Source organism: Mycobacterium sp. (genome assembly GCF_040509115.1).
GTDB lineage: Bacteria > Actinomycetota > Actinomycetes > Mycobacteriales > Mycobacteriaceae > Mycobacterium.
Genome location: NZ_JBEVLO010000008.1, coordinates 1 through 20,474, shown reverse-complemented (window position 1 = coordinate 20,474; position 20,474 = coordinate 1). Strand labels below are relative to the sequence as shown.

Sequence of the window (20,474 nt, the reverse complement as noted above, 5' to 3'; positions counted from 1 at the left end):
GCGCAAGCTGCGTGTCGGCTTCGCGAAGGCGGGCAGGCTGATGGACCTCATGGAGACGCGCAGCATCGTCGGCCCCAGCGAGGGGTCCAAGGCGCGCGAGGTGCTCGTCAAGCCCGACGAGTTGGCGGGCACTCTGATGTTGATCCGCGGTGGCGCAGATGCCAACGGTGGCGACCTCGACGACGAGGACTGACCCGCTGAGCGGGACGCTCAAAAGAAGAAGCTGAGCGGGACGCTCAAAAGAAGAAGCTGAGCGGGACGCTCACAGAATCAACAGCATCCGCGAATTGCCGAGGATGTTGGGCTTGACGTAGGACAGATCGAGAAACTCGGCCACGCCGATGTCGTAGGACCGACACATCTCCTCGTACACCTCGGCGGTGACCGGGGTGCCCTCGATCTCCCTAAAGCCGTGCCGCCCGAAGAACTCGGTCTCGAACGTCAACACGAAGATTCGCTGCAGGTGCAGATCCCGTGCGACGTCCAGCAGCCGCTCCACCACGGCATGGCCGACGCCGCGGCCGCGCAGCCGCGGATGTGCCGCGACCGTGCGCACTTCGCCGAGGTCAGCCCACAGGACGTGAAGAGCGCCGCAGCCGACCAATTCCCCGTCGAGCTCGGCGACCCAGAACTCCTGAACCGCCTCGTACAGGGTGACGAGGTTCTTCTCCAACAGGATCTTGCCCGCGTAGACGTCGACGAGGGACTTGATAGCTGGCACGTCCGAAGTGCGGGCACGACGGACCACCAGCCCGTCCGGATTGGGCGCTCCGATCACAGCTGCGAGGGTATCGGGTTCATCAACCGATATTCTGATGCCGTGCCGGGCCAGTCTGAGGTCGATCCGTTGGTGCCGCGCGCCAGCGTGGCGAATGTCGCCAACGTGCTGACAGGACTGCGCATCGTCCTGGTGCCCGTCTTCCTGTTCGCGTTGTTCGTCGGTGACGGGCACGAAACGTATTGGCGGCTGGTCGCTTTCGCGGTCTTCGCGGCCGCGGTCATCACCGATCGAATCGACGGCGCCGTCGCCCGCAGTTACGACCTGGTCACGGAATTCGGCAAGCTCGCCGACCCGATCGCCGACAAGGCGCTGATCGGCGCCGCGCTGATCGGGCTGTGCATGATCGACGTTCTCCCGGTCTGGGTGGCCGTGGTCATCTTGATCCGTGAGATCGGCGTCACGATTTTGCGGTTCGCGGTCCTCCGGCGCGGAGTGATCCCCGCCAGCCGCGGCGGCAAACTGAAGACCCTGGTCCAGTCGGTGGCGATCGGCCTCTTCGTCCTTCCGCTCGGCGGGATGTGGCACACCGGCGCCTGGGTGTTCATGTGGGCGGCGATCGTGCTGACCGTCGTCACGGGCGTCGACTACGTGGTCTCGGCGATCCGGGTCGCCCGCATTCGACCGTGAGTTGAGCCGTCCCGGGAACCATTCCGGCTGGTGTGGGCGTTCTGGATGTAAGTGAAACCCGTTTTGTCTCATCCAATCCGCTTGACCACGTCTTTTGTTGTGAGGAGAACGCTATGACGACATTGCTTCGCGAAGTCATCGGCGACGTATTGCGGCAGGCTCGCATCTCGCAGGGCCGCACGCTGCGAGAGGTGTCGGACCATGCCCGAGTCAGCCTCGGCTACCTCTCCGAGGTCGAACGGGGACGCAAGGAGGCGTCGAGCGAGCTGCTGAGTGCCATCTGCGGCGCCCTCGAGGTCCCCCTGTCACGGGTGCTGTCCGATGCCGGCGAAACCATGGAGCAGCACGAGCTGGCCAGGCGACCTGTCAGCGCAGCGAACATCGACGTGTCTACCAAGGTCGTCATTCCGCAGGTCGTTTCCATGGCGGTGGCCTAGAGCCGCTCGAGGCGCGCCCTGGGAGTTCGGAAAAGCCCGCGGGGGTGTGGTGATCTGCGCTGAACCGATAAGTTGGCAGGTAGCGAAAGCAGCACGATCACTGGAGCCCATCCGGGGACAGGCGCACTTGCCCCCGATCGAGAACACGAAGGCGGAATGAACCGATGGCCAATCCGTTCACGAAGGCGTGGAAGTACCTCATGGCGCTGTTCAGCTCCAAGGTCGACGAATACGCCGACCCGAAGGTGCAGATTCAGCAGGCCATCGAGGACGCGCAGCGCCAGCACCAGGCACTGACGCAGCAGGCCGCCCAGGTGATCGGCAATCAGCGCCAGTTGGAGATGCGGCTGAACCGTCAGCTTGCCGACATCGAGAAGCTCCAGGTCAACGTCCGCCAGGCCCTGACGCTCGCCGACCAGGCGGCGGCCTCGGGTGACGCCGCCAAGGCCACCGAGTACACCAACGCCGCCGAGGCGTTCGCCGCCCAACTGGTCACCGCCGAGCAGAGCGTCGAAGACCTCAAGACCCTGCACGACCAGGCTCTGCAGGCGGCCGGTCAGGCGAAGAAGGCCGTCGAGCAGAACGCGATGGTGCTGCAGCAGAAGATCGCCGAGCGCAGCAAGCTCCTCAGCCAGCTGGAGCAGGCCAAGATGCAGGAGCAGGTCAGCGCATCCCTGCGCTCGATGAGCGAGCTCTCGGCGCCCGGCAGCACGCCGAGCCTCGACGAGGTGCGGGACAAGATCGAGCGTCGCTACGCCAACGCGATGGGTTCGGCCGAGCTGGCGCAGAACTCCGTGCAGGGCCGGATGATGGAGATCCAGCAGGCCAGCGTGCAGATGGCCGGCCACTCCCGGTTGGAGCAGATTCGGGCCTCGATGCGTGGTGACGCCCTTCCGTCCGGAGGAGCGGGCGCACCCACCACGCCGGCCACTCCGCTCTCGAAGCCGACGGCGGCGCCGGAAAACCCACTCTCGCAGTAGCTTTCACGCGATCCCGAAACGGCAGGTAAAAAGGACACCATGGCAGCGACGGGACGACAGGAGGCATGGCGCTCGCTGGTGCAGCGTGGCGTCGACACCGCCGCGGAATTCTCCGACGTGGTGGCGCAGAAGCTCGGTACCGCCGCTGATCCGAGAGCCAAACTCCTGCGCAAGCGTCGGTGGGCGTTGAGGGCCGGGCTGTTCTTCACGTTCTCCACCGGGTTGTGGATCGTCGTGACCGCCATCCTCGGCTCTTGGGACGTCATTCCCGCCTGGGTGCTGCCGATCCCCGGCGCCATTGCGGTCGGGGCGGCGTTCCTCGCGACGCTCTCGTTCCTCAGATACCGATGGCTCAGGGGCGAACCCCTGCCGCCGGAGCGCAACCGGCGTCGCCTGCCCCCGTGGGGATCGGCGGCCCGTCAGCCCCTCGCGGCGCTGGCAGCCGCGGAGCGCGGACTGTTCTCGTTGCTGGGTGTGATGGAGCGCGGGCGAATGCTGCCGGCCGACGAGTTGCGCGAGGTGATTGCCGCTGCCAACCACACCGCGGCCACCATGGCGGCCACCGCCAACGACGTCGTGTCCATGGAACGGGCCGTGAACGCGGCCCCGCAGTCGCGGGCCCACCTGCAGCCAACCATCAGGGCGTTCACCGGCCAGCTCGACGCCGGCGTCCGGCAATACAACGAAATGGTGACTGCGGCAGCTCAATTGGTGTCCGCTGCGAACGCCGGATCGATGTCCAGCTCGCCCATGTCGGCGCAACGCCATCGCCACGAACTCGGGGCGGCAACCGACCGGCTCGCTGGCTGGGCCCAGGCCTTCGACGAGCTGGGCCACCTCCGCGGCGCCTGATTGGCGGGCGCCTGATTGGGCGGGCGCCTGATTGGGGGAGAGTCAGATGTCCTGGCTGCTCGTCGGACCGGAACGCGGCCCGTACTTCTCGATGTAGGCCTCGTGCATGGGCGCGTTGCGCTGCCGCGCCAGGTAGTCCACCAGACCGGGATCCAGCCCGTGCTTGCGCAACATGTGCCGCCGCCACACCTTGTTCAGCGCATGCGAGAAGAACACGAACGGGATCAGGATCGGCAGCGTCGTCGACATGTGCAGGTACAGCGACATCGGGATCAACCAGAACGGCAGCAGGATCAGCACCGCAGGGATGAACACTCGCACCATCATCCGGACGGTGGCGCCCGGACCCGCGAGATCGTCGGCCACCCACTGCCGCATCGAGTTGGGCAGCCGCCGCCCGTAGCAGTAACCGATGTACTGCAGAACGGTCGGCTTGGTGCGTTCGCCGGTCACAGCCGGGGCTTCAACGAGGGCACGGCGATTGCCGCGACACCACGGACGATGGACTTGGTGAAGTCGAAGAAGTCGAAGTAGTCCCGCCACAGAGTGATTCGGCCGTCGTTCACCTCGAACACGCCGCACACCCAGAACTGCAGCCGCAGCGGGCCGATGACCAGCGCGTCCGTGCGCTCCGTGAGCACGGCGCTGCCCTCGGCGGCGGCGCGGTGGATCTTCACCTCGAAACCGAGACGGCCCTGACCGCTGCGCATCAACTTCACGATGCGTTCGCGGCCTGCGATCGTCGGCAGCCCCACGTTCTGCCACTTCACGTCGTCGGCCAGCAGCGCGTGCACCGTGTCGAAGTCCTCGTCGGCGACGGCGAACAGGAAGGTCTCGACGGTGAGGGTGTTGCTCGCACCCGTCACGGTCGACGTCGGGTCGGTCATGGGCCCAAGCTTAAACCTCTGCTCGTCGCGTCAACGCTCATCGCCGGGTGTGCGAGGGTAGGCCGATGCGCGTCGCCGTGGTGGCAGGTCCAGACCCTGGACACGCGTTTCCGGCGATGGCGCTGTGCCTGAGATTCCTGGCCGCCGGAGACCAACCGACCCTGCTGACCGGTGACCGGTGGCTGGCGGCGGCCCACGCGGTGGGTATCGAGGCGCTGCTTCTCGACGGCCTCGATCCCATCGACCTCGACGACGACACCGATGCCGGTGAGAAGATCCACCGACGCGCGGCCCGCATGGCGGTGCTCAACGCGCCACGGCTCGGCGACCTGAATCTGGACCTGGTGGTCTCCGACGTCATCACCGCATGCGGCGGCATGGCGGCCGAACTGCTCGGGGTGCCGTGGGTGGAGCTCAATCCCCACCCGCTCTACCGCCCATCCAAGGGTCTGCCTCCGCTCGGTAGCGGTCTGGCCCCCGGCGTGGGGTTGCGTGGCAGGCTGCGCGACGCGGTGATGCGGCAGTTGACCGCCCGTTCCGTGCGTACCGGCGACCGTCAGCGTTCGGCCGCCCGGCTCGAGATCGGATTGCCCGCAACCGACCCCGGACCGCTCCGCAGGCTGATCGCCACCTTGCCCGCCCTGGAGGTGGACCGTCCGGACTGGCCCGACGACGCCGTCGTCGTCGGGCCGCTGCACTTCGAGCCGACGTCGACCGTTCTGGAGATCCCAGAAGGATCCGGACCGGTGGTGATGGTCGCCCCGTCGACGGCGACGACGGGGATGCTGGGCATGGCCGAGGTGGCGCTGGAGACGTTGACCCCCGGTGAGACCCTGCCACCGGGCTCGCGAGTGGTGGTGTCGCGGCTCGGCGGGCCCGACGCGACGGTGCCGCCGTGGGCGGTCGTCGGTCTCGGGCGTCAGGACGAGTTGCTGGCCCGCGCGGATCTGGTGATCTGCGGCGGCGGGCACGGCATGGTGTCCAAGGCGTTGCTCGCGGGCGTCCCGATGGTCGTCGTCCCCGGCGGCGGCGATCAGTGGGAGATCGCCAATCGCGTTGTGCGCCAAGGCAGTGGGCGGTTGATCAGGCCGCTGACGCGGGAGGCGTTGGCCGCCGCCGTTGACGACGTTCTGGCGTCGCCCGGCTACCGGGAACGAGCCCTGCTGGCGCGTGTCGGCATCGACCACGTGGCCGATCCGGTACGGGTGTGCCATGACGCGCTGGCGGCGTCTCGGTAGTTTGGTGGCGTGCGGTTGACGGAATTCCGGGAACTCGTCGAGGGACAGTTCGGCGAGGTGCGAGGTGGGTCCCTGCTCGTTGATCACGTCCTGACCGGTCTGGGCGGTCGCACCGCGGCCCAGGCCATCGAGGCGGGGATCGAACCGCGTGACGTATGGCGCGCGTTGTGCGCCGACTTCGACGTTCCGCGAGACCAGTGGTGATCAGGCCCTTGCCGCGTTGACCAGATCGAGGGTGGTCTCGGTGGCGTGTGCCAGCGCAGCCACGTCGTCATCGGTGAGTACCCCGCAGACCCAGTCCCAGTGCGCGGACACCGTCTGCCCAACGGCGGGGCGCGGCGCCAACGAGGAGCCGTCCCGGCGCCACCGCAGGCGTTCGTCGACCGGCGCCCCGAGCCGCAGCACGCGCTCGCCGAACGTCAGCGGGGCTGCGCTGACCACGGCCCAGTCGTCGTCGACCTCACGGACGACGCCCCACCGGATCCGGCAGGCTTGCATCACCTTCACCGGCGTTGCGGGATCACGATCGAGGAACCGCACCCACGGATAGACCGCGAACACGTGAAAGCTGTGGTGAGCGAGCACACCGCTCGGACTCACGTCGGCCAGAACGCCGGTGACCTGCCCGGCGAACGCCGACCGCAACGTCGACAGCAAGGTGTGGGAGTCCACCCGCCGAAGGAGTGGACCGCCCACCCAGTAACTGCGGACCACCTCCTCCTCCAGTGGCTCGGTGGCACCCACCGCATCGGAGATCGCCGTCAGATACGGCCACGCGCCCTCGAAATCCTTCGCGTGGGAGGCGACCTCGGCTGCATTCTCAACTCGCAGGAGGACGTCGGCGTCGGCGGGGCCGCAGTACCCCAGTTCGTTCGGCGGGAACGCATACCGCGCGAACAAGGCATGGCCCGCGGGCACCTGCTGCTCGGTGGAGACGGTCACGTCAGCAGATCCGCGGGAGTTGTTCACCGATCGGCAGGTCCACCACGCGGGTGCCGCCGAGCGCGGTCCGCGCGACCACCATGCCGCGATGGTCAGTCACGCACCGGCCAATCACCGCGGCGCGGATGCCCAAGGGATGGTTTCGCATCGCGGCCAACACACGATCGGCGTCGTGGGGCGGGACGAACGCCAGCAACTTGCCCTCATTGGCCACCTGCAGCGGATCGAGGCCCAGTAACCCGCACGCATCGCGCACCTCCGCGGGGATGGGGAAGGTGCGCTCGTCCAGCGCCACGCCCACGCCGGCGATCTTCGCGATCTCATTCAGGGTTGCGGCGACGCCACCGCGAGTGGGGTCGCGGAGGACGTGCAAATCCGCGCCGGTGTCGATCATGGCCGCCACCAGCCCGTGCAACGGCGCGGTGTCGCTGGCGACGGTGGTCGCGAACTCGAGTCCCTCACGGCAACTCATGACCGCCACGCCGTGTACACCGATGTCGCCGCTGACGATGACGACGTCACCCGCCGCGGCCCGGTCGGGACGGATGTCGACGCGTTCGTCGACGACGCCGATTCCAGCGGTGTTGATGAACACGCCGTCACCGTGGCCCGCGTCCACCACCTTGGTGTCGCCGGTGACGAGCCGCACCCCCGCCGTCAGCGCAGCCGTGCCGAGAGTTTGAGCCACATGCGCGATCTCGCTGAGCGCGGTGCCCTCTTCGAGAATGAACGCCGTCGACAGCACCAGCGGGCGGGCGCCGGCCATGGCGAGGTCGTTCACGGTCCCGTTGACCGCGAGATCGCCGATCGTACCGCCAGGAAATATCAGGGGTTTGACCACGAATGAGTCGGTCGAGAACGCCAGGCGCACCCCGTTGACCTCGATGACGGCCGCATCGCCCATGCCCGCGTCCGCGGCGCCGCCGAACGCAGGCAGGAACAGATGCTCGATGAGTTCACCGGACATCGCCCCGCCGCCACCATGTCCCATCACGATGTTGGGCGAGTCCCGAAGTGGCATGGGACAGACCCATGCCTCCATGTCGATGGTCGCCCCGTTCTCGGCCGACGTATTAGGCATGTGTCACCTCGAGCCGCCGGTAGAGGTAGTAGGCGGCGCAGGCGCCCTCGGAGGAAACCATCGTCGCGCCCAACGGATTTCGCGGTGTGCACTCCTTCCCGAAGGCGGCGCACTCGTGCGGCTTGATCATGCCCTGCAATACCTCACCCGAGCGGCAGATGGCCGACTCGGCGGTGTGGATTCCGGTAACCGAGAAGCGGTGCTCCGCATCGTATTCCCGGTAGGCGGGGGACAATCGCCAGCCGCTCTGCGGGATGGTGCCGATGCCCCGCCACGCACGGTCGGTGACTTCGAAGACATCCTCGAGCATCGCCTTGGCGGGCCGGTTGCCGGCTGCCTGAACGGCGCGCTGGTAGGCGTTCTCCAGTTCGTGGCGGCCGGATTCGAGCTGAATCACGGTGCGCCGGATGCCCTCCAGGATGTCCAGCGGCTCGAATCCGGTGACGACGATCGGGATCTGGTACTTCTCGGTGAGTTCCGGGTATTCGTCGGTGCCCATGACCGAGCACACGTGGCCTGCGGCGAGGAACGCCTGCACCCGACAGGTCGGAGACTCCATGATCGCCGCGATCGCGGGCGGTACCAGCACGTGGGATACCAGCAGCGAGAAGTTCTTCATCCCAAGTCGTTTGGCCTGATACACGGTCATGGCGTTGGCCGGCGCGGTGGTCTCGAATCCGATCCCGAAGAACACCACCTGCTTGTCGGGGTTGTCCTTGGCGATGGTCAGCGCGTCGAGTGGCGAGTACACCACGCGGATGTCGCCGCCCTCACTCTTGATCCGGAACAGATCCTTCTCGCTGCCGGGCACGCGCAACATGTCGCCGAACGAGCAGAAGATCACGTCGGGGCGCGAGGCGATCGCGAGCGCCTTGTCGATCATCTCCAGGGGAGTGACGCACACCGGGCAGCCTGGGCCGTGGATCATCTCGATCTCGTCGGGCAGCAGCTGGTCGATTCCATGTCGGATGATCGAATGCGTCTGCCCGCCACACACTTCCATGATGGACCAGCGGTGGCTGGTCGCGGCCTTGATCTGAGCTATCAGCTTGCCCGCCAAATCCGGATCGCTGAATTCGTCCAGGTACTTCATGTCCTCACCCCTGCCTGCCTGGCGGCAATCTCGAAACCGTCGCCGAACTCCTCGTCGAGCACGCCGAGGTGCTCGAACTCGGCCAGCGTGCGTTGTGCAGACTCCTCGTCGAGTCGCTGGATCGCGAAACCCACGTGGACGACCACGTATTCTCCGACGATCGCGTCGGGGATGTACTCCAGGCAGACGTCCTTCTGAATGCCGCCGAAGTCGACGAGCGCCATCAGCGCACCGTCGCGGGTGTTCATGCTCAGGATCCTTCCCGGAACCGCAAGACACATCAGCGTTCTCCCTTCCTCATGACGAGTTCCCCACCAATAGCTGCCCCAGCGCGATGCCACCGTCGTTCGGCGGGACCCTTCGATGGCTGAAAACCTCGAAGCCCTTGGCGCGCAGCATGTTCAACGTGAGCATCAGTAGCATGCCGTTCTGGAAGACGCCACCGGACAGCGCGATGGCGCGGTCCGATCGCGGGAGGTAGGTCTCGGCGAGGTCGGCGATCAGGCAGGCGACCGCCCAATGGAACCGCGCCCCGATCACACCTACGGGCACGCCCGCGCGGACATCGGTGACGACCGCCGACAGCAGGGGAGCGGGGTCGATCGACGTCTCCTGTTCGTGGGCGTCGATCCCAAAGGCGTACCGGGTCGCGCCCGTGTCGACGTCGCGGGACAGGCCTTCGAGTTCGATCGCCGCCTGTGCTTCGTACGTGACCACCTGACGCACGCCTGCCAAGGCCGAGACGGCATCGACGAGTCGACCCATGCTGGAGGTCGGCACGCAAGCCAGCCCCGTCTCGAGCTGATGACGTAGCACCCGACGTTCGTCATTGGGGCACGCCCGCACCGGCGCCAGGTCGTCCTGCCACGGAATGCCCGCGGCATGCAAGTGCGCCAACGCCATCCGGTAGGGACGTAGGACGCTGGCATCGCCACCGGCCAGCGGCACGTACTTCAGGTGAGCCAGGCGTTGATAACCCTTGTAATCTGCCATCATCACCTCGCCGCCCCACACCGCACCGTCCGGGCCGTAGCCGGTGCCATCGAAGGCGAACCCGAGCACCTGTGCGGTGCCGTCGAATCCGTGCTCGGCCATCACCGCGGCGATGTGTGCATGGTGATGCTGTACCCGATGGACCGGCTTCGTGTCGCAGTTGCGATCCGCCCAAGCGGTGGACCGGTAACCAGGGTGGGCGTCGGCGACGATCACCACCGGTGCCACGCCGGTCAGCGCGCGCAGATGCCGTTCGGCGGCGTCGAACGCCGACAGCGTGGCGAGGTCATCCATGTCGCCGACGTGCTGGCTCAACCACGCATAGTTCCCTTCGGCGACCGCCAGCGTGTTCTTCACGTCGGCGCCCACCGCCAGGGTCGGGGGCACGGCGACCGGCAACGCGACCGGGAGGGGCGCGTAACCGCGTGAGCGCCGCAGCGGTAGTTCATCGCCGTCGACCACGCGGACCACGGAGTCGTCGCAGGGCACCAGGATGGCCCGGTCGTGCAGCAGCCAACCATCGGCGAGGTGCGCCAGCCGGACCAATGCGTCGTCGTCGGTGAAGCAGATGGGCTCGCCACCGAGGTTTCCCGACGTCATCACCAACGTCTGCGGCCCGAGTGGGTCGCCGCGCAACCCGAAGAGCAACGTGTGGATGGGACTGTAGGCCAGCAGCACACCCAGGTCGGGGTTGTGCGGGGCCACCGAGTTGGCGACCGGCGCGTGCGGTGACCGCGGCATGATCACGATCGGACGCTGAGGGCCGCAGAGCGCCCGCGCGGACGCGATGTCCACCTCGGCGATCGTGCGTGCTGCCGCTACGTCGGGCACCATCACCGCGAACGGCTTGGCCTCGCGTCGCTTGCGCCTGCGCAGCTCCGCCACGACGGCTTCATTGCCCGCGTCGCAGGCCAGGTGGTAACCACCGATGCCCTTCACGGCGAGGATCCCGCCGTCGCGCAACAGCCTGCGGGCGTCGGACAGGCCGTCCTCCGCAGTTGCGGTGACACCCGTGCGGTCCCGAAAGCGCAGGGTGGGGCCGCAACTGGGACAGCAGATGGGTTGAGCGTGGAAACGCCGGTTGCCGGGATCGACGTACTCGCGCGCGCAGTCGGCGCACATGGGGAACGGCGCCATCGTGGTGGTGGCACGGTCATAGGGGAGCGAGGCGATGATCGTGAACCGCGGACCGCAGTTCGTGCAGTTGACGAACGCATGCCGGAAGCGCCGGTCCGCCGGATCGCGCAACTCGGCCGCGCAGTCCGCGCACATCGCGACGTCGGGGGAGGCCAGCGTTCGGCCACCCTCCGACCGCAACGTGTCGGCGATCTCGAATCCGGTGCCACCGACGAGCGGAACATCCCGTTCCTCAACGGTTTCGATGACCGCGAGCGGCGGCGGCCGCTGCGTCAAGACCGTCAGGAAGGCGGCGACGTCCCGCTCGTCCCCCTCGACTTCGATGATCGCGCCGGAGCTGTCGTTGCGCACCGAGCCAGACAGGCCGTTGGCGGCCGCCGCGGTGTAGACGAACGGCCGGAATCCCACGCCCTGAACGACGCCGTGAACACAGATGCGCTTCCTGCACCGCAGGGTCATGGGAACGCCCGAGGGTCTGAATGGGGGTCATCTCCCGTTTCGGAGCCCCTGCCCATCAGCTCCAGCCCGGCCATCGCGGCCGCGGCGCCTGCCCTGTCGGTCTTTTCGACGACGAAGCCCATGTGAATGATCACCCAGTCGCCCGGGCTGAACGTCTCCTCGGGCAGCATGCCGATGTTCACCTTGCGGTTCTCACCGGCGACGTCGACGAGTGCCAGCTGGTCGCCGTAGCCCTCCAGCATTCCGACCACCTGCCCCGGTATGCCAAGACACATGATTCAGCCCTTTCGCGCCAGGGGCGTTGCCCCGGCGGTCAGGTCCGACAGCACGCCGTCGAGCGCCGCCACGGCGTCCGGCACCGCTGCCGCCACCGGCTCCGACAGACCCATGCCCTCGTCGACGTTCGCCACTTCGCAACCAATCACGAACGTGGTGGGCGCAGTACCGCCCAACGCCGTGAGCGTCCCGAACACGGCGGCGGGGTCCATGCTGTGCGACTCGAGACCCGTGGTGGGCGCGAGGGTGTCGTGGTCGGCCTCGAAGACGTGCAACCGGCCAGGATGCCCGCGGTCCGGCACGGCGTCGACGAGCACCAGGGCGTCCCAACGCTCGAGGAGGTCGTAGGCGAGGTGCATGCCGCGGATGCCGTAGTCGACGACCTCGACGGCGACGCCTGGAAAACGGCGTTGCGCCAACGGCCCTGCGGCATGGCGAATGACCTCGGATCCAAAGCCGTCGTCACCGAGGAAGACGTTGCCGATGCCAGCCACCAGAATCCGGGTCGTCATGAAGCCGACGGCCCGTTCTACATGTTCCGCATCTTCACGTACCGCTGGACGTCCGGAATCGACCTGACGCCGACCACCACTCCTGCCACGATGACGACGGCGACGACACCGGTGGCTATCCAACCTATTGCGTCCATCACGAACTCCTATCTGGGCTGACGACACGTGCTGCGAGTGGTTCGACTTCCTCCGGGGCGAAGTACAGGTAGCGGCCGTAGGAATCGGGCATTTCGACGTCGGGGTCGTCCTCGACGATGACGCCGACGTACTGCTGACCGTCGACGTCCTCGTGCACGGAGGTGACGCGGGCGGTCCTTCCCGCGAAGAAGATGTCCTGAGCATCGGCGCGCCGACTCGGCCGCAGCCGCACCCGGCTGCCTGCGGCCACCCGCACCCCGTCCACCAGCACGGCGTCGACGTCGGGACGGACGGCAGTGTCGGCCAACGGGTCCCACCAGTCGACGCCTTCGGGGATCTCCGGGATCAGGCCCTCCGCCCTCATCTGTTCGTCCAATTCGCCGAACTCGGCGCGTTCGCCTGCGTGTGGGTTGCGCAGGATGCCGTGCAACTGCTGCATCGCCTCGGGCGACATCGAGTCGCACCGGTCGATGAGCTGGGCGGCGAGCGGATCGGTCGCCCTCGCTTGGGCCTTCTCCTCGTCGGTCATGGTCATCACGCGCAGCGTCAGGATCTCGTCGATCTCGGTCGAGTCGTACAGAGCCCCCTCGCTCTGTTCGGCGATCTCGGGATGGTCGTAGAGGATGATGGGGGAGATCAGGATCAGGTCGCGTTCGCCCGGTCGTCCCGCGAGTACCGGAAAGCAGCGGTGCTGCCCGCATCGCGACACCGCGGCCGCTGCGAAATCCGGTGGTTCGAGCAGCGAAACGAACTGTCCGCCAACCACTTCGCCGATCACATGGGTGCCGATCAGGGACGCGGCGATCGCGGTGTCCTTGTCGCTCGCGGGGGCGCCGGTGTTTCGCACGGAGACGCTCACCCGGTTCAGCCCTTCGTCGCGCTCGACGGCGATGCCCAGTTCGGCCCGGATCGCGGCCCTGGTCCGGATCAGTCGACCGCCGTCGACGGCTTCTGTCTCCTCACCCGCGGCGACCGTGACCGGCAGGGTGCGTCCCTGCCCGAGGTCGGCGAGGTCGAAGGGGCCGAAGGTGAGCTCGCACTCGACTGCCTCGTCCCAGGTAACCCACGTCTGCGCGCCGCTGGCCAGTTGGTCGACGGGCTCGAATCGTGCACCGCCGGTGGCGCGTTCGACGCGGCGGTGCTGCAACTGGAGGAATCGCACGACGAGGGTGAGCAGGCTGTCGCCGTCGATCAGGAACTGAGCCGACAGCGTGTCACTCTCGCCGAGGCCGGCGGCGGATGCCCCAGGCGGCCCGACCACCCCGAACTGCCAACGGGTTTGATTCTTGCTGGACGTGGCACGGTAGGGATACAGCAGGTATCCCTCGTACAGCACCGCGTCGGCGATGGCGCGAGCGCGGTCCCAGGTCGGTGTCACGTGACCTCCTCGCGCCGTGACTGGATGCCTTCCTTGGCCTCGGCCAGCAGCGTGGTGACCGCGTCCTCGAAGTCCAGCATCCCCCGGGCGGACTTGTAGGCGGCCAACGCGGCGACGGTGTCATGGCCGAGCCGCACCCAGCCCGCGTTCGGATAGTGCTGCCGGGTCAGGTCGTTCCAAACCGTCACCGGCATGGCGTACTGCGCCTCGCACTCCCACGACACCTGTCGCACCGAGAACCCGCGTTCGCCAGGAACGAAGACCGTCCCGCTGAACAGGAACAGCAATGGAACGGCGCCGCCGCGCAATGCGTGCAGGTACTTCGATGCCGCGACCTCGAAGTCGTACGTGCACTCCAGCGGCAACGAGATCTCGGTGGCACCCGAGAAGCCCTGCACCATCGCGGTGCTGTGCTGCCACAGGAACGTGCGCTGGGTGTTCATCCATCGCTCGCGCGGCCCGAACAGGTCGACAAGGCCTTCGGCCTCCTCGTCGGTGTATGGACGGCGCATCGGTTCGATGCGGATTTGGCAACGCAATGCGATGGCCTGTATCCGTTCGTCGTCATCGGTGGCGATGCCGACGCGCGCCACGAGTCGCGGAGTGACCGAGAACTGTTCTGCGGTCACGTCCGTCACGGTGAACGTCAGGTCGCTCACGCTCGTGCGCTCATGTGCTGGCCACCTTGCTGCGCGCGTTGATCCGCTCGAAGAACTGGTCGATGAAATCGCGGACTTCGTAGCCGCCGTCGAAGCCGCGCCACAGCATTCGCAGCCTGCCGACGAACTCGTAGCAGGCGTCGATGGGAACCAGGTAGCACTCGGCTTCGGCGTTGAGCTCGGGGTCCGCGTGATCGCGATCGGGCACGCGCACCAGCAGTGCTTCGACGTCGTCGGCGAGCATGTCCAACCGAGAGTCGGCGCCGCTGATGGTGCTCCACGCGTCGAGGTCCAGCTCGGACTCGGTGGCACCCGCCGGACCCGGGTAGAAGGCGACGGTCTTGTCCATGTCCGAGTTGTGAAAGAAGAATGCCAGCCCGACGGGTATCTGGAGCGCTTCCCAGGCGCGCCGGTCCAGCTTGAAGTCGGCGAACGTCAGGTATCGGTCGGGGACCGCGCGGTAGCGAAGCTTGGCGTGCGGATCGGAGAACAACAGGTAGCAGCCCCGACACGTGCACATCAGTTGGCGTGCTGCGACGTTGACGACGTGCTGGTGTTCGTCGGCGATCGGCTCGGCGCACATCTCGCAACGCTCGCCGGTGGCCTGAACGGGCCGCTTGCTGGCCCGGATCCGCGCCAATACGTCATATGGCGTTCCTGTGCTGGGGGTCCCCCCGCTTGCGGGGGAGAGCGCAGCGACCCGGGAATTGGCTTCGGCCATCACATCACCCCGGAGGCCTCGGCCAATACCGCTACTGACACGACGCCATCGCGAACCAGCAGCGGGATCGGGTCGAGATGTGCGGACGAGTCGCGGTGACCGTCCACGCCCACGCCGGCGTGGATGGCGTCGAAGTGGGCGTGGCAGCGCGGACAGCGCAGTACGACCTCGCCCGTCCTCGCCCCCAACGGCCGGTGCAGAGCGGCGCCCGCCATGGACTCCTGGCAACTCCCGCACCGGTCGTGGTACGCGAACAGTTCGTCGCCGATGCGACAGGCCAGGATCGGCACCCCCGCCACCAGGAATCCGCCGACCTCACCGGGGCCGAGGTCCTCGAGGTCCGGAAGTCGATGCCACCCGGCACTTGGGGTGTCCCCCTGGCGAATCCGGCTCATCAGGGACTCCACCGAGATCAGACCCGATGACGAAGTGGCATCGGGAGCTTCCGCTGCGACGACGTGGATCGAGGTGATCTCGGGGGCGGCGGAGCGGACGGCGTCCTCGACGGCGAACTCGAGGGTGACCGCCGACGACGGGCAGCTCTTGCAGCTACCGGCGAACTGAAGACGCGCGGTCATTCCGTCCCCGTCGTCCGTGACGTCGAGCAGTGTGACGTCACCGCCGTGCGACCCGAGGTACGGCCGGACACTTTCCAACGCGTCCTCGATCCGCCGCTCCACCCCGTGGGGGTGGAGGTCGTGCACTAGCAAGAGGCTGGCCACTAGCTCGTCGGCGGCGAACCGGCTGATCAATTCGGGAGCCGACGCGGCCGCGATGGACACCATGCGTTCCAGCGCCGCGCCATACAGATCCGTCAGCTCGCCGGCCAGCTGCTCGGTGCGCTCGCGCACCACCGTCCCACTGCCTGCGCTGGCGTCCAGCAGAGTCTGGATTCGATCACCTGCCGTGCGCCAACGCGCGTCGTCTTCGAGTGCCTCCGGGCTTACTGGTCCTGGCGAGGCCATGTATCACTCCCCAGTGACGGATTGCGTTGGGGAGTGTAGCTTCTCGAGCGTCTTCCCCTCGCCGAGGTACATGTGCACCCCGCAGGGCAGGCATGGGTCGAAGCTGCGGACCGTCCTCATGATGTCGATGCCCTTGAAGTTCTCCCGATCGTTCTCCTCGAAGATCGGTTGTCCCTGGACGGCGTCCTCATACGGCCCCGGTGTTCCGTAGCTGTCGCGCGGATTGGCGTTCCACGGGGTGGGTGGATAGGGGTGGTAGTTCGCGATCTTGCCGTCGCGAATCACCATGTGGTGGCTGAGCACACCGCGGACCGCCTCGGTGAAGCCGCACCCGATGGCCTCGTCCGGCACGGTGAACTTCTCCCACGTCTTGGTACGGCCGGCCCGGATCTCGACCAGTGCCTGCTCCGCGAAGTGCAGGGCGCAGGCGGCGGCGTACGCCTGGAAGTAGGTACGGGCCCGGTTGCGCTCGATGGTGTTGCTACCGTGTTCGGGAATCCTCCACTCGAACTCGACGGGACCCTTGAGCGCCGTCTTGGGCAGGTTGATCTGCACGCTGTGTCCGGTGGACACGACGTAACCGCCTGCGTTGACGAGGCCGGCCAGGGCCGTGCTCCACAACCGCGCCAGTGGGCCTCCGCCGGTGTCCAGGGCCAGATGGTCCTTTCCGTCGAACCAGCGCGGTGACATCACCCAGCTGTACTTGTCGTCCATGTCGCGTTTCTGCGGCTTGGGATTGGTGTGCTGATTCCACGGATGGCGCCGGTCGACCGGGTTGCCAAGCGGGTCGTTGCGGACGAACATCTCCTGATCGGTCCAGTCGTCGTAATACGAACTGCCCAAGAGGATTCGGATGCCGAGGTTGATGTCGACCAGGGAGTGGGTGACCAGCTTGCCGTCGACCACCACGCCGGGGGTCACGAACATCGCGTCGCCCCACTTCTCCATGTCCTTGTAGGCGAAGTTGCAGACCTCGGGATCTTGGAAGGAGCCCCAGCAGCCGAGCAGGGTGCGTCGCAGGCCGACCTTCTCGTACCCGGGAAGTGCCTCGTAGAAGAAGTCGAAGAGGTCGTCGTGCATCGGGACGACCTTCTTCATGAATTCGACGTAGCGCATCAGGCGGGTGATGTAGTCGGTCATGAGCTGGATGGTGGCGACGGTGCCGACGCCACCCGGGTACAGGGTGGAGGGGTGCACGTGCTTGCCCTCCATCAGGCAGAACATCTCTCGAGTCCACCGGCTGACCACGAGCGCTTCGCGGTAGAACTCGCCGGTGAACGGATTGAGGGCGCGCATGATGTCGGCGATGGTGCGATAGCCGTGCGCATCCGAGTTCGAGGCCAGCGTGTTCTCGGCCTTGGCCAGCACACTGGGGTTGGTCTCGGAGACCATCTTCTCGCAGTAGTCGACGCCTACGAGATTCTCTTGAAAGATGTTGTGGTCGAACATGTATTCCGCGGCTTCGCCGAGGTTGACGATCCACTCGCCCAGCGCGGGCGGCTTGACGCCGTAGGCCATGTTCTGCGCGTAGCACGAGCAGGTGGCGTGGTTGTCGCCGCAGATTCCGCAGATGCGGCTCGTGATGAAGTGCGCGTCGCGAGGGTCCTTGCCCTTCATGAAGATCGAGTAGCCGCGGAAGATCGACGACGTGCTGTGACACTCGACGACCTCGCGGTTCTCGAAGTCGATCTTGGTGTAGATGCCGAGGCTGCCGACGATCCGGGTGATCGGATCCCACGACATGTCGACCAGCGTGCCGGGGTCCTTCTTGGTGTGCTGGGGTCCGGGAACTGTGGTGGTCATTGAGTTTTGCCTTTCCGTGCCACGTGCACCTACCAGGTGCGCGTGGCTCCTGTGGTCAGTTCCTTGCCCCGATGGCGCCACTTCGGCTCCTTGTCGACGGTCCGTCCGGTGACGTGGCGCAGATTGCGGATGACGGAGCCGTACAGGCCCGACGCCGCCGTCGAGATCTTTCCGCCGGGCGGTTCGTCCATGAAGGGCATGAACTTGTCGGGGAAGCCGGGCATGGTGCATCCGATGCAGATGCCGCCCACGTTCGGACAGCCGCCGACACCGTTGATCCAACCTCGCTTCGGCACGTTGCACTTGACCACCGGACCCCAGCAGCCAAGCTTCACAATGCATTTCGGCGACCCGTATTCGGTCGCGAAGTCGCCCTGCTCGTAGTAGCCCGCCCGGTCACACCCCTCGTGCACGGTGTTGCCGAAGAGCCACTGGGGACGCAGCGCGTCGTCGAGCGGGATCATCGGTGCCTGTCCGGTGGCCATGTAGAGCAGGTACGTCAACGTCTCGGAGAGGTTGTCGCCCTGGATGGGACAGCCGGGCACGCAGACGATCGGAATGTCCGCCTTGCTCTTCCAATCCCAGCCGAGATAGTCGGGCACGCCCATCGCGCCGGTCGGGTTGCCTGCCATCGCGTGGATGCCGCCGTACGTCGCGCACGTGCCGACGGCCACGATCGCGGTCGCCTTCGGAGCGAGCCGGTCGAGCCATTCGCTGGTGGTGATCGGCTGGTCGGTGGCGGGATCGTTGCCGAAGCCGCACCAATACCCCTCGTCGTGCAGGTTCTCGTTGGGGATCGACCCCTCGACGACGAGGACGAACGGTTCCAACTCACCGCGGTCGGCCTTGAAGAACCAGGCGAGGAAGTCGTCCGCGCCGCCAGTCGGTCCACACTCGAAGTCGATCAACGGCCAGTGCACCGCAATTTGCGGCAAGCCGGGTAGTGCTCCTAGGGCAATCTCCTCGATGCTGGGTTGGGTGGCGCCTGTCAATGCCACGGAATCGCCGTCACAACTCAGTCCGGCGTTGATCCACAGAACGTGAATCAAGGTGTCTTCCGCTTTTTTGGCAGCTTCGGTCGGCATGCTGCACAGCTTCCCGGGACCGGGCTGGGGTCCCTACGGCGCAGGAGTCGCCCCTCGGCCCACTTGCGCGTCGCTGGTTCTCGGTCTACTCCCGCGAAAGTGTGTTGTCAATCACATCTGGGCAATCGTCACCGCACATGCTCGGCGCGCTGGTCAATCCACTGAAACCACGCCTCCATGCCGTCGCCCTTGGTAGCAGAGACGGCTACCGTTTGCGCTCGCGGGTTGACCGAACGGACATGGCGCGCACACAGTTCGAGGTCGAAGTCGACGTATGGCAGCAGGTCGACCTTGTTGATCACCACCAGTTCCGCCGCCGCGAACATGTGCGGATACTTCAGCGGTTTGTCCGTGCCCTCGGTTACCGAGATGACCACCACCTTGCTGTCCTCGCCGAGGTCGAACAGCGCCGGGCAGACCAGATTGCCGACGTTCTCGATGAACAGCAAAGACTCGCGTTCCGGCGCCAAGGTGCGGAGTGCGCGCTCGATCATGTCGGCGTCCAGATGGCATCCGGCACCCGTATTGACCTGGACGGCCCGCGCTCCGGCGGCGGAGATTCGGTCGGCGTCGAGGAGGGTCTCCTGATCGCCCTCGATCACCGACACCCGGTGCTGGGTGCCGATGCGCCGGATCGTGTGCTCGAGCAACGTGGTCTTTCCGGCGCCCGGTGAGCTGGTGACGTTCAGTGCCAGGATTCCGCGCTCGGTGAACCATTGCCGATTCCGTCGAGCGAGGGCGTCGTTCTTGGCGAGCACCCTCTGCTCCAGGGTGATCGTCTCGGTCCGCGGCCGCTCGGCATGTGGGTGCTCGTGCGGGTGCGGGTGATCGTGCGGGTGCGGGTGGTCGTGGGGGTGCTCGTGGGGGTGGTCGCGCTCGGGCGGGGCGTGGCCGCCGGCCATCGTGATCACCGCGCCGTCGTCACCGCAGCCGCAGGTTGCGCACATGTCAGCTCACTTCCATCGAGAGAATTCTCAAATCCCGACCTGCCACCACGTCGACGTCGGCGCTCCCGCAGGGGCACAACAAAATCGAGTCATTCAGCACGAACTCGGCGGCACAGGTGCGGCAGCGGGCCACGCCGGGTCGAAGGTCGAACTCCAGCTGAGCGCCGTCTGCCACGGTGCCTTCGGTGGCCAGCTCGAAGCAGAACGCCATCGCGTCCGGCACCACTGCGCACAGCGCGCCGACCTCCAGCTTGACGCTGCGCACGCGCCTGCCCGCGGCGTGTTCGCATACGGCGTCGACGACACTTTGCGTCAGCGACATCTCGTGCACGGCTGCCCCAATCTGGGCGGGATGTCCTCACGATAGGCCGATGAAGGTCCTTTCGGCGAGCAGTCCGCTAGCGGGGCCTCGGCCAAATCACCGCGACGCGCCTCGTGAAGGTGAATTTCGATGGATCCGCGTGCGGACTGCTGGCCCGAACT

26 protein-coding genes are annotated in these 20,474 nt (G+C 66.7%); 7 read left to right on the top strand and 19 right to left on the bottom strand.

What is annotated here, in order from left to right:
* Nucleotides 1–193, top strand: a 193-nt coding sequence (locus tag ABW137_RS00810) for a DNA translocase FtsK (protein ID WP_526395889.1), incomplete at its 5' end; no start/stop codon positions are given.
* A 69-nt stretch (nucleotides 194–262) separates the two neighbouring features.
* On the opposite strand, the gene ABW137_RS00805 is transcribed toward ABW137_RS00810, so the two are convergent.
* Nucleotides 263–778 (bottom strand): amino-acid N-acetyltransferase, encoded by a 516-nt coding sequence (locus ABW137_RS00805; protein WP_526395887.1) that lies wholly within the window; start codon nucleotides 776–778, stop codon nucleotides 263–265.
* 42 nt (nucleotides 779–820) lie between these two features.
* Between ABW137_RS00805 and pgsA the strand changes: the two genes are divergently transcribed.
* From pgsA to pspM, 4 genes are all read left to right on the top strand, one after another.
* Nucleotides 821–1,408, top strand: a complete 588-nt coding sequence (gene pgsA / locus ABW137_RS00800) for a CDP-diacylglycerol--glycerol-3-phosphate 3-phosphatidyltransferase (RefSeq protein ID WP_526395885.1) — start codon at nucleotides 821–823, stop codon at nucleotides 1,406–1,408.
* A 113-nt stretch (nucleotides 1,409–1,521) separates the two neighbouring features.
* On the top strand, nucleotides 1,522–1,845 hold the full coding sequence (gene clgR / locus ABW137_RS00795; RefSeq protein WP_526395883.1) for a transcriptional regulator ClgR: 324 nt from the start codon (nucleotides 1,522–1,524) through the stop codon (nucleotides 1,843–1,845).
* Between the two features lie 164 nt (nucleotides 1,846–2,009).
* Nucleotides 2,010–2,825 (top strand): phage shock protein PspA, encoded by an 816-nt coding sequence (gene pspA / locus ABW137_RS00790; RefSeq protein ID WP_526395881.1) that lies wholly within the window; start codon nucleotides 2,010–2,012, stop codon nucleotides 2,823–2,825.
* Nucleotides 2,826–2,864: 39 nt separating this feature from the next.
* Complete coding sequence (gene pspM / locus ABW137_RS00785; RefSeq protein WP_526395879.1) at nucleotides 2,865–3,677, top strand: phage shock envelope stress response protein PspM; 813 nt, start codon at nucleotides 2,865–2,867, stop codon at nucleotides 3,675–3,677.
* 42 nt (nucleotides 3,678–3,719) lie between these two features.
* Here the strand turns inward: pspM and ABW137_RS00780 are convergent, their stop codons facing one another.
* Both ABW137_RS00780 and ABW137_RS00775 read right to left on the bottom strand, forming a co-directional pair.
* Complete coding sequence (locus ABW137_RS00780) at nucleotides 3,720–4,130, bottom strand: DUF5313 family protein (RefSeq protein ID WP_526395877.1); 411 nt, start codon at nucleotides 4,128–4,130, stop codon at nucleotides 3,720–3,722.
* Nucleotides 4,127–4,564 (bottom strand): limonene-1,2-epoxide hydrolase family protein, encoded by a 438-nt coding sequence (locus ABW137_RS00775; RefSeq protein ID WP_526395875.1) that lies wholly within the window; start codon nucleotides 4,562–4,564, stop codon nucleotides 4,127–4,129. The genes ABW137_RS00780 and ABW137_RS00775 overlap by 4 nt, the downstream gene beginning before the upstream one ends.
* Nucleotides 4,565–4,629: 65 nt before the next feature.
* On the opposite strand from ABW137_RS00775, the gene ABW137_RS00770 reads away from it, so the two are divergent.
* Together ABW137_RS00770 and ABW137_RS00765 are read left to right on the top strand one after the other, a co-directional pair.
* Complete coding sequence (locus ABW137_RS00770; RefSeq protein WP_526395873.1) at nucleotides 4,630–5,802, top strand: glycosyltransferase; 1,173 nt, start codon at nucleotides 4,630–4,632, stop codon at nucleotides 5,800–5,802.
* 9 nt (nucleotides 5,803–5,811) lie between these two features.
* Entirely contained in the window at nucleotides 5,812–6,006 is a 195-nt protein-coding gene (locus ABW137_RS00765; RefSeq protein ID WP_526395871.1) for a DUF3046 domain-containing protein, read from the top strand.
* Here ABW137_RS00765 and ABW137_RS00760 read toward each other — a convergent pair whose 3' ends face one another.
* The 16 genes from ABW137_RS00760 to ABW137_RS00685 all read right to left on the bottom strand — a co-directional run bounded on the left by ABW137_RS00760 (nucleotide 6,007) and on the right by ABW137_RS00685 (nucleotide 20,322).
* A complete protein-coding gene (locus tag ABW137_RS00760; RefSeq protein WP_526395869.1) occupies nucleotides 6,007–6,744 on the bottom strand; it encodes a DUF6390 family protein in 738 nt (245 codons plus the stop codon). It lies immediately after the preceding gene.
* A gap of 1 nt (nucleotide 6,745) precedes the next feature.
* On the bottom strand, nucleotides 6,746–7,825 hold the full coding sequence (gene hypE / locus ABW137_RS00755) for a hydrogenase expression/formation protein HypE (RefSeq protein WP_526395867.1): 1,080 nt from the start codon (nucleotides 7,823–7,825) through the stop codon (nucleotides 6,746–6,748).
* On the bottom strand, nucleotides 7,818–8,918 hold the full coding sequence (hypD, locus tag ABW137_RS00750) for a hydrogenase formation protein HypD (RefSeq protein ID WP_526395865.1): 1,101 nt from the start codon (nucleotides 8,916–8,918) through the stop codon (nucleotides 7,818–7,820). The genes hypE and hypD overlap by 8 nt, the downstream gene beginning before the upstream one ends.
* Entirely contained in the window at nucleotides 8,915–9,199 is a 285-nt protein-coding gene (locus ABW137_RS00745; RefSeq protein WP_526395863.1) for a HypC/HybG/HupF family hydrogenase formation chaperone, read from the bottom strand. The genes hypD and ABW137_RS00745 overlap by 4 nt, the downstream gene beginning before the upstream one ends.
* A 16-nt stretch (nucleotides 9,200–9,215) precedes the next feature.
* The gene (gene hypF / locus ABW137_RS00740; protein WP_526395861.1) at nucleotides 9,216–11,507 is read right to left on the bottom strand and encodes a carbamoyltransferase HypF; all 2,292 of its coding nucleotides are present in this window, start codon (nucleotides 11,505–11,507) and stop codon (nucleotides 9,216–9,218) included.
* The gene (locus ABW137_RS00735; protein WP_526395859.1) at nucleotides 11,504–11,782 is read right to left on the bottom strand and encodes a HypC/HybG/HupF family hydrogenase formation chaperone; all 279 of its coding nucleotides are present in this window, start codon (nucleotides 11,780–11,782) and stop codon (nucleotides 11,504–11,506) included. Before ABW137_RS00735 ends, hypF begins: the two co-directional genes overlap by 4 nt.
* Nucleotides 11,783–11,785: 3 nt before the next feature.
* A complete protein-coding gene (locus ABW137_RS00730) occupies nucleotides 11,786–12,295 on the bottom strand; it encodes a hydrogenase maturation protease (protein WP_526395857.1) in 510 nt (169 codons plus the stop codon).
* 17 nt (nucleotides 12,296–12,312) lie between these two features.
* Nucleotides 12,313–12,432: a DUF6893 family small protein gene (locus ABW137_RS00725; protein ID WP_526395855.1), complete on the bottom strand. Its 120-nt coding sequence runs from the start codon at nucleotides 12,430–12,432 to the stop codon at nucleotides 12,313–12,315.
* The gene (locus ABW137_RS00720) at nucleotides 12,432–13,811 is read right to left on the bottom strand and encodes a hypothetical protein (protein WP_526395853.1); all 1,380 of its coding nucleotides are present in this window, start codon (nucleotides 13,809–13,811) and stop codon (nucleotides 12,432–12,434) included. Before ABW137_RS00720 ends, ABW137_RS00725 begins: the two co-directional genes overlap by 1 nt.
* Complete coding sequence (locus tag ABW137_RS00715; protein ID WP_526395851.1) at nucleotides 13,808–14,470, bottom strand: DUF6084 family protein; 663 nt, start codon at nucleotides 14,468–14,470, stop codon at nucleotides 13,808–13,810. Before ABW137_RS00715 ends, ABW137_RS00720 begins: the two co-directional genes overlap by 4 nt.
* Before the next feature lie 10 nt (nucleotides 14,471–14,480).
* Nucleotides 14,481–15,191, bottom strand: coding sequence for a DUF5947 family protein (locus ABW137_RS00710; protein ID WP_526395849.1), 711 nt, complete (start codon nucleotides 15,189–15,191; stop codon nucleotides 14,481–14,483).
* Nucleotides 15,191–16,156: a NifU family protein gene (locus ABW137_RS00705; RefSeq protein WP_526395847.1), complete on the bottom strand. Its 966-nt coding sequence runs from the start codon at nucleotides 16,154–16,156 to the stop codon at nucleotides 15,191–15,193. Before ABW137_RS00705 ends, ABW137_RS00710 begins: the two co-directional genes overlap by 1 nt.
* Nucleotides 16,157–16,159: 3 nt before the next feature.
* Entirely contained in the window at nucleotides 16,160–17,959 is a 1,800-nt protein-coding gene (locus ABW137_RS00700; RefSeq protein ID WP_526395845.1) for a nickel-dependent hydrogenase large subunit, read from the bottom strand.
* A gap of 29 nt (nucleotides 17,960–17,988) precedes the next feature.
* Nucleotides 17,989–19,044 carry an NADH-quinone oxidoreductase subunit B family protein gene (locus tag ABW137_RS00695; RefSeq protein ID WP_526395843.1) on the bottom strand — a complete coding sequence of 352 codons (1,056 nt, stop codon included), beginning with the start codon at nucleotides 19,042–19,044 and terminating at the stop codon, nucleotides 17,989–17,991.
* 128 nt (nucleotides 19,045–19,172) lie between these two features.
* Nucleotides 19,173–19,991, bottom strand: a complete 819-nt coding sequence (hypB, locus tag ABW137_RS00690; protein WP_526395841.1) for a hydrogenase nickel incorporation protein HypB — start codon at nucleotides 19,989–19,991, stop codon at nucleotides 19,173–19,175.
* Nucleotide 19,992: 1 nt separating this feature from the next.
* A complete protein-coding gene (locus ABW137_RS00685) occupies nucleotides 19,993–20,322 on the bottom strand; it encodes a hydrogenase maturation nickel metallochaperone HypA/HybF (RefSeq protein ID WP_526395839.1) in 330 nt (109 codons plus the stop codon).
* Between the last annotated feature and the right edge of the window lie 152 nt (nucleotides 20,323–20,474).

Excerpts from the sequence above, each read along its gene's own strand:
- pspA (WP_526395881.1), top strand. The coding sequence starts at position 2,010 with ATGGCCAATCCGTTCACGAAGGCGTGGAAGTACCTCATGGCGCTGTTC.
- ABW137_RS00730 (WP_526395857.1), bottom strand. The coding sequence starts at position 12,295 with ATGACGACCCGGATTCTGGTGGCTGGCATCGGCAACGTCTTCCTCGGT.
- hypD (WP_526395865.1), bottom strand. The coding sequence starts at position 8,918 with ATGAAGTACCTGGACGAATTCAGCGATCCGGATTTGGCGGGCAAGCTG.
- ABW137_RS00770 (WP_526395873.1), top strand. The coding sequence starts at position 4,630 with ATGCGCGTCGCCGTGGTGGCAGGTCCAGACCCTGGACACGCGTTTCCG.
- ABW137_RS00695 (WP_526395843.1), bottom strand. The coding sequence starts at position 19,044 with ATGCCGACCGAAGCTGCCAAAAAAGCGGAAGACACCTTGATTCACGTT.
- clgR (WP_526395883.1), top strand. The coding sequence starts at position 1,522 with ATGACGACATTGCTTCGCGAAGTCATCGGCGACGTATTGCGGCAGGCT.
- ABW137_RS00705 (WP_526395847.1), bottom strand. The coding sequence starts at position 16,156 with ATGGCCTCGCCAGGACCAGTAAGCCCGGAGGCACTCGAAGACGACGCG.
- pspM (WP_526395879.1), top strand. The coding sequence starts at position 2,865 with ATGGCAGCGACGGGACGACAGGAGGCATGGCGCTCGCTGGTGCAGCGT.
- ABW137_RS00735 (WP_526395859.1), bottom strand. The coding sequence starts at position 11,782 with ATGTGTCTTGGCATACCGGGGCAGGTGGTCGGAATGCTGGAGGGCTAC.
- ABW137_RS00775 (WP_526395875.1), bottom strand. The coding sequence starts at position 4,564 with ATGACCGACCCGACGTCGACCGTGACGGGTGCGAGCAACACCCTCACC.
- hypB (WP_526395841.1), bottom strand. The coding sequence starts at position 19,991 with ATGTGCGCAACCTGCGGCTGCGGTGACGACGGCGCGGTGATCACGATG.
- hypE (WP_526395867.1), bottom strand. The coding sequence starts at position 7,825 with ATGCCTAATACGTCGGCCGAGAACGGGGCGACCATCGACATGGAGGCA.
- ABW137_RS00710 (WP_526395849.1), bottom strand. The coding sequence starts at position 15,191 with ATGGCCGAAGCCAATTCCCGGGTCGCTGCGCTCTCCCCCGCAAGCGGG.
- ABW137_RS00745 (WP_526395863.1), bottom strand. The coding sequence starts at position 9,199 with ATGTGTCTTGCGGTTCCGGGAAGGATCCTGAGCATGAACACCCGCGAC.
- ABW137_RS00700 (WP_526395845.1), bottom strand. The coding sequence starts at position 17,959 with ATGACCACCACAGTTCCCGGACCCCAGCACACCAAGAAGGACCCCGGC.
- ABW137_RS00725 (WP_526395855.1), bottom strand. The coding sequence starts at position 12,432 with ATGGACGCAATAGGTTGGATAGCCACCGGTGTCGTCGCCGTCGTCATC.
- hypF (WP_526395861.1), bottom strand. The coding sequence starts at position 11,507 with ATGACCCTGCGGTGCAGGAAGCGCATCTGTGTTCACGGCGTCGTTCAG.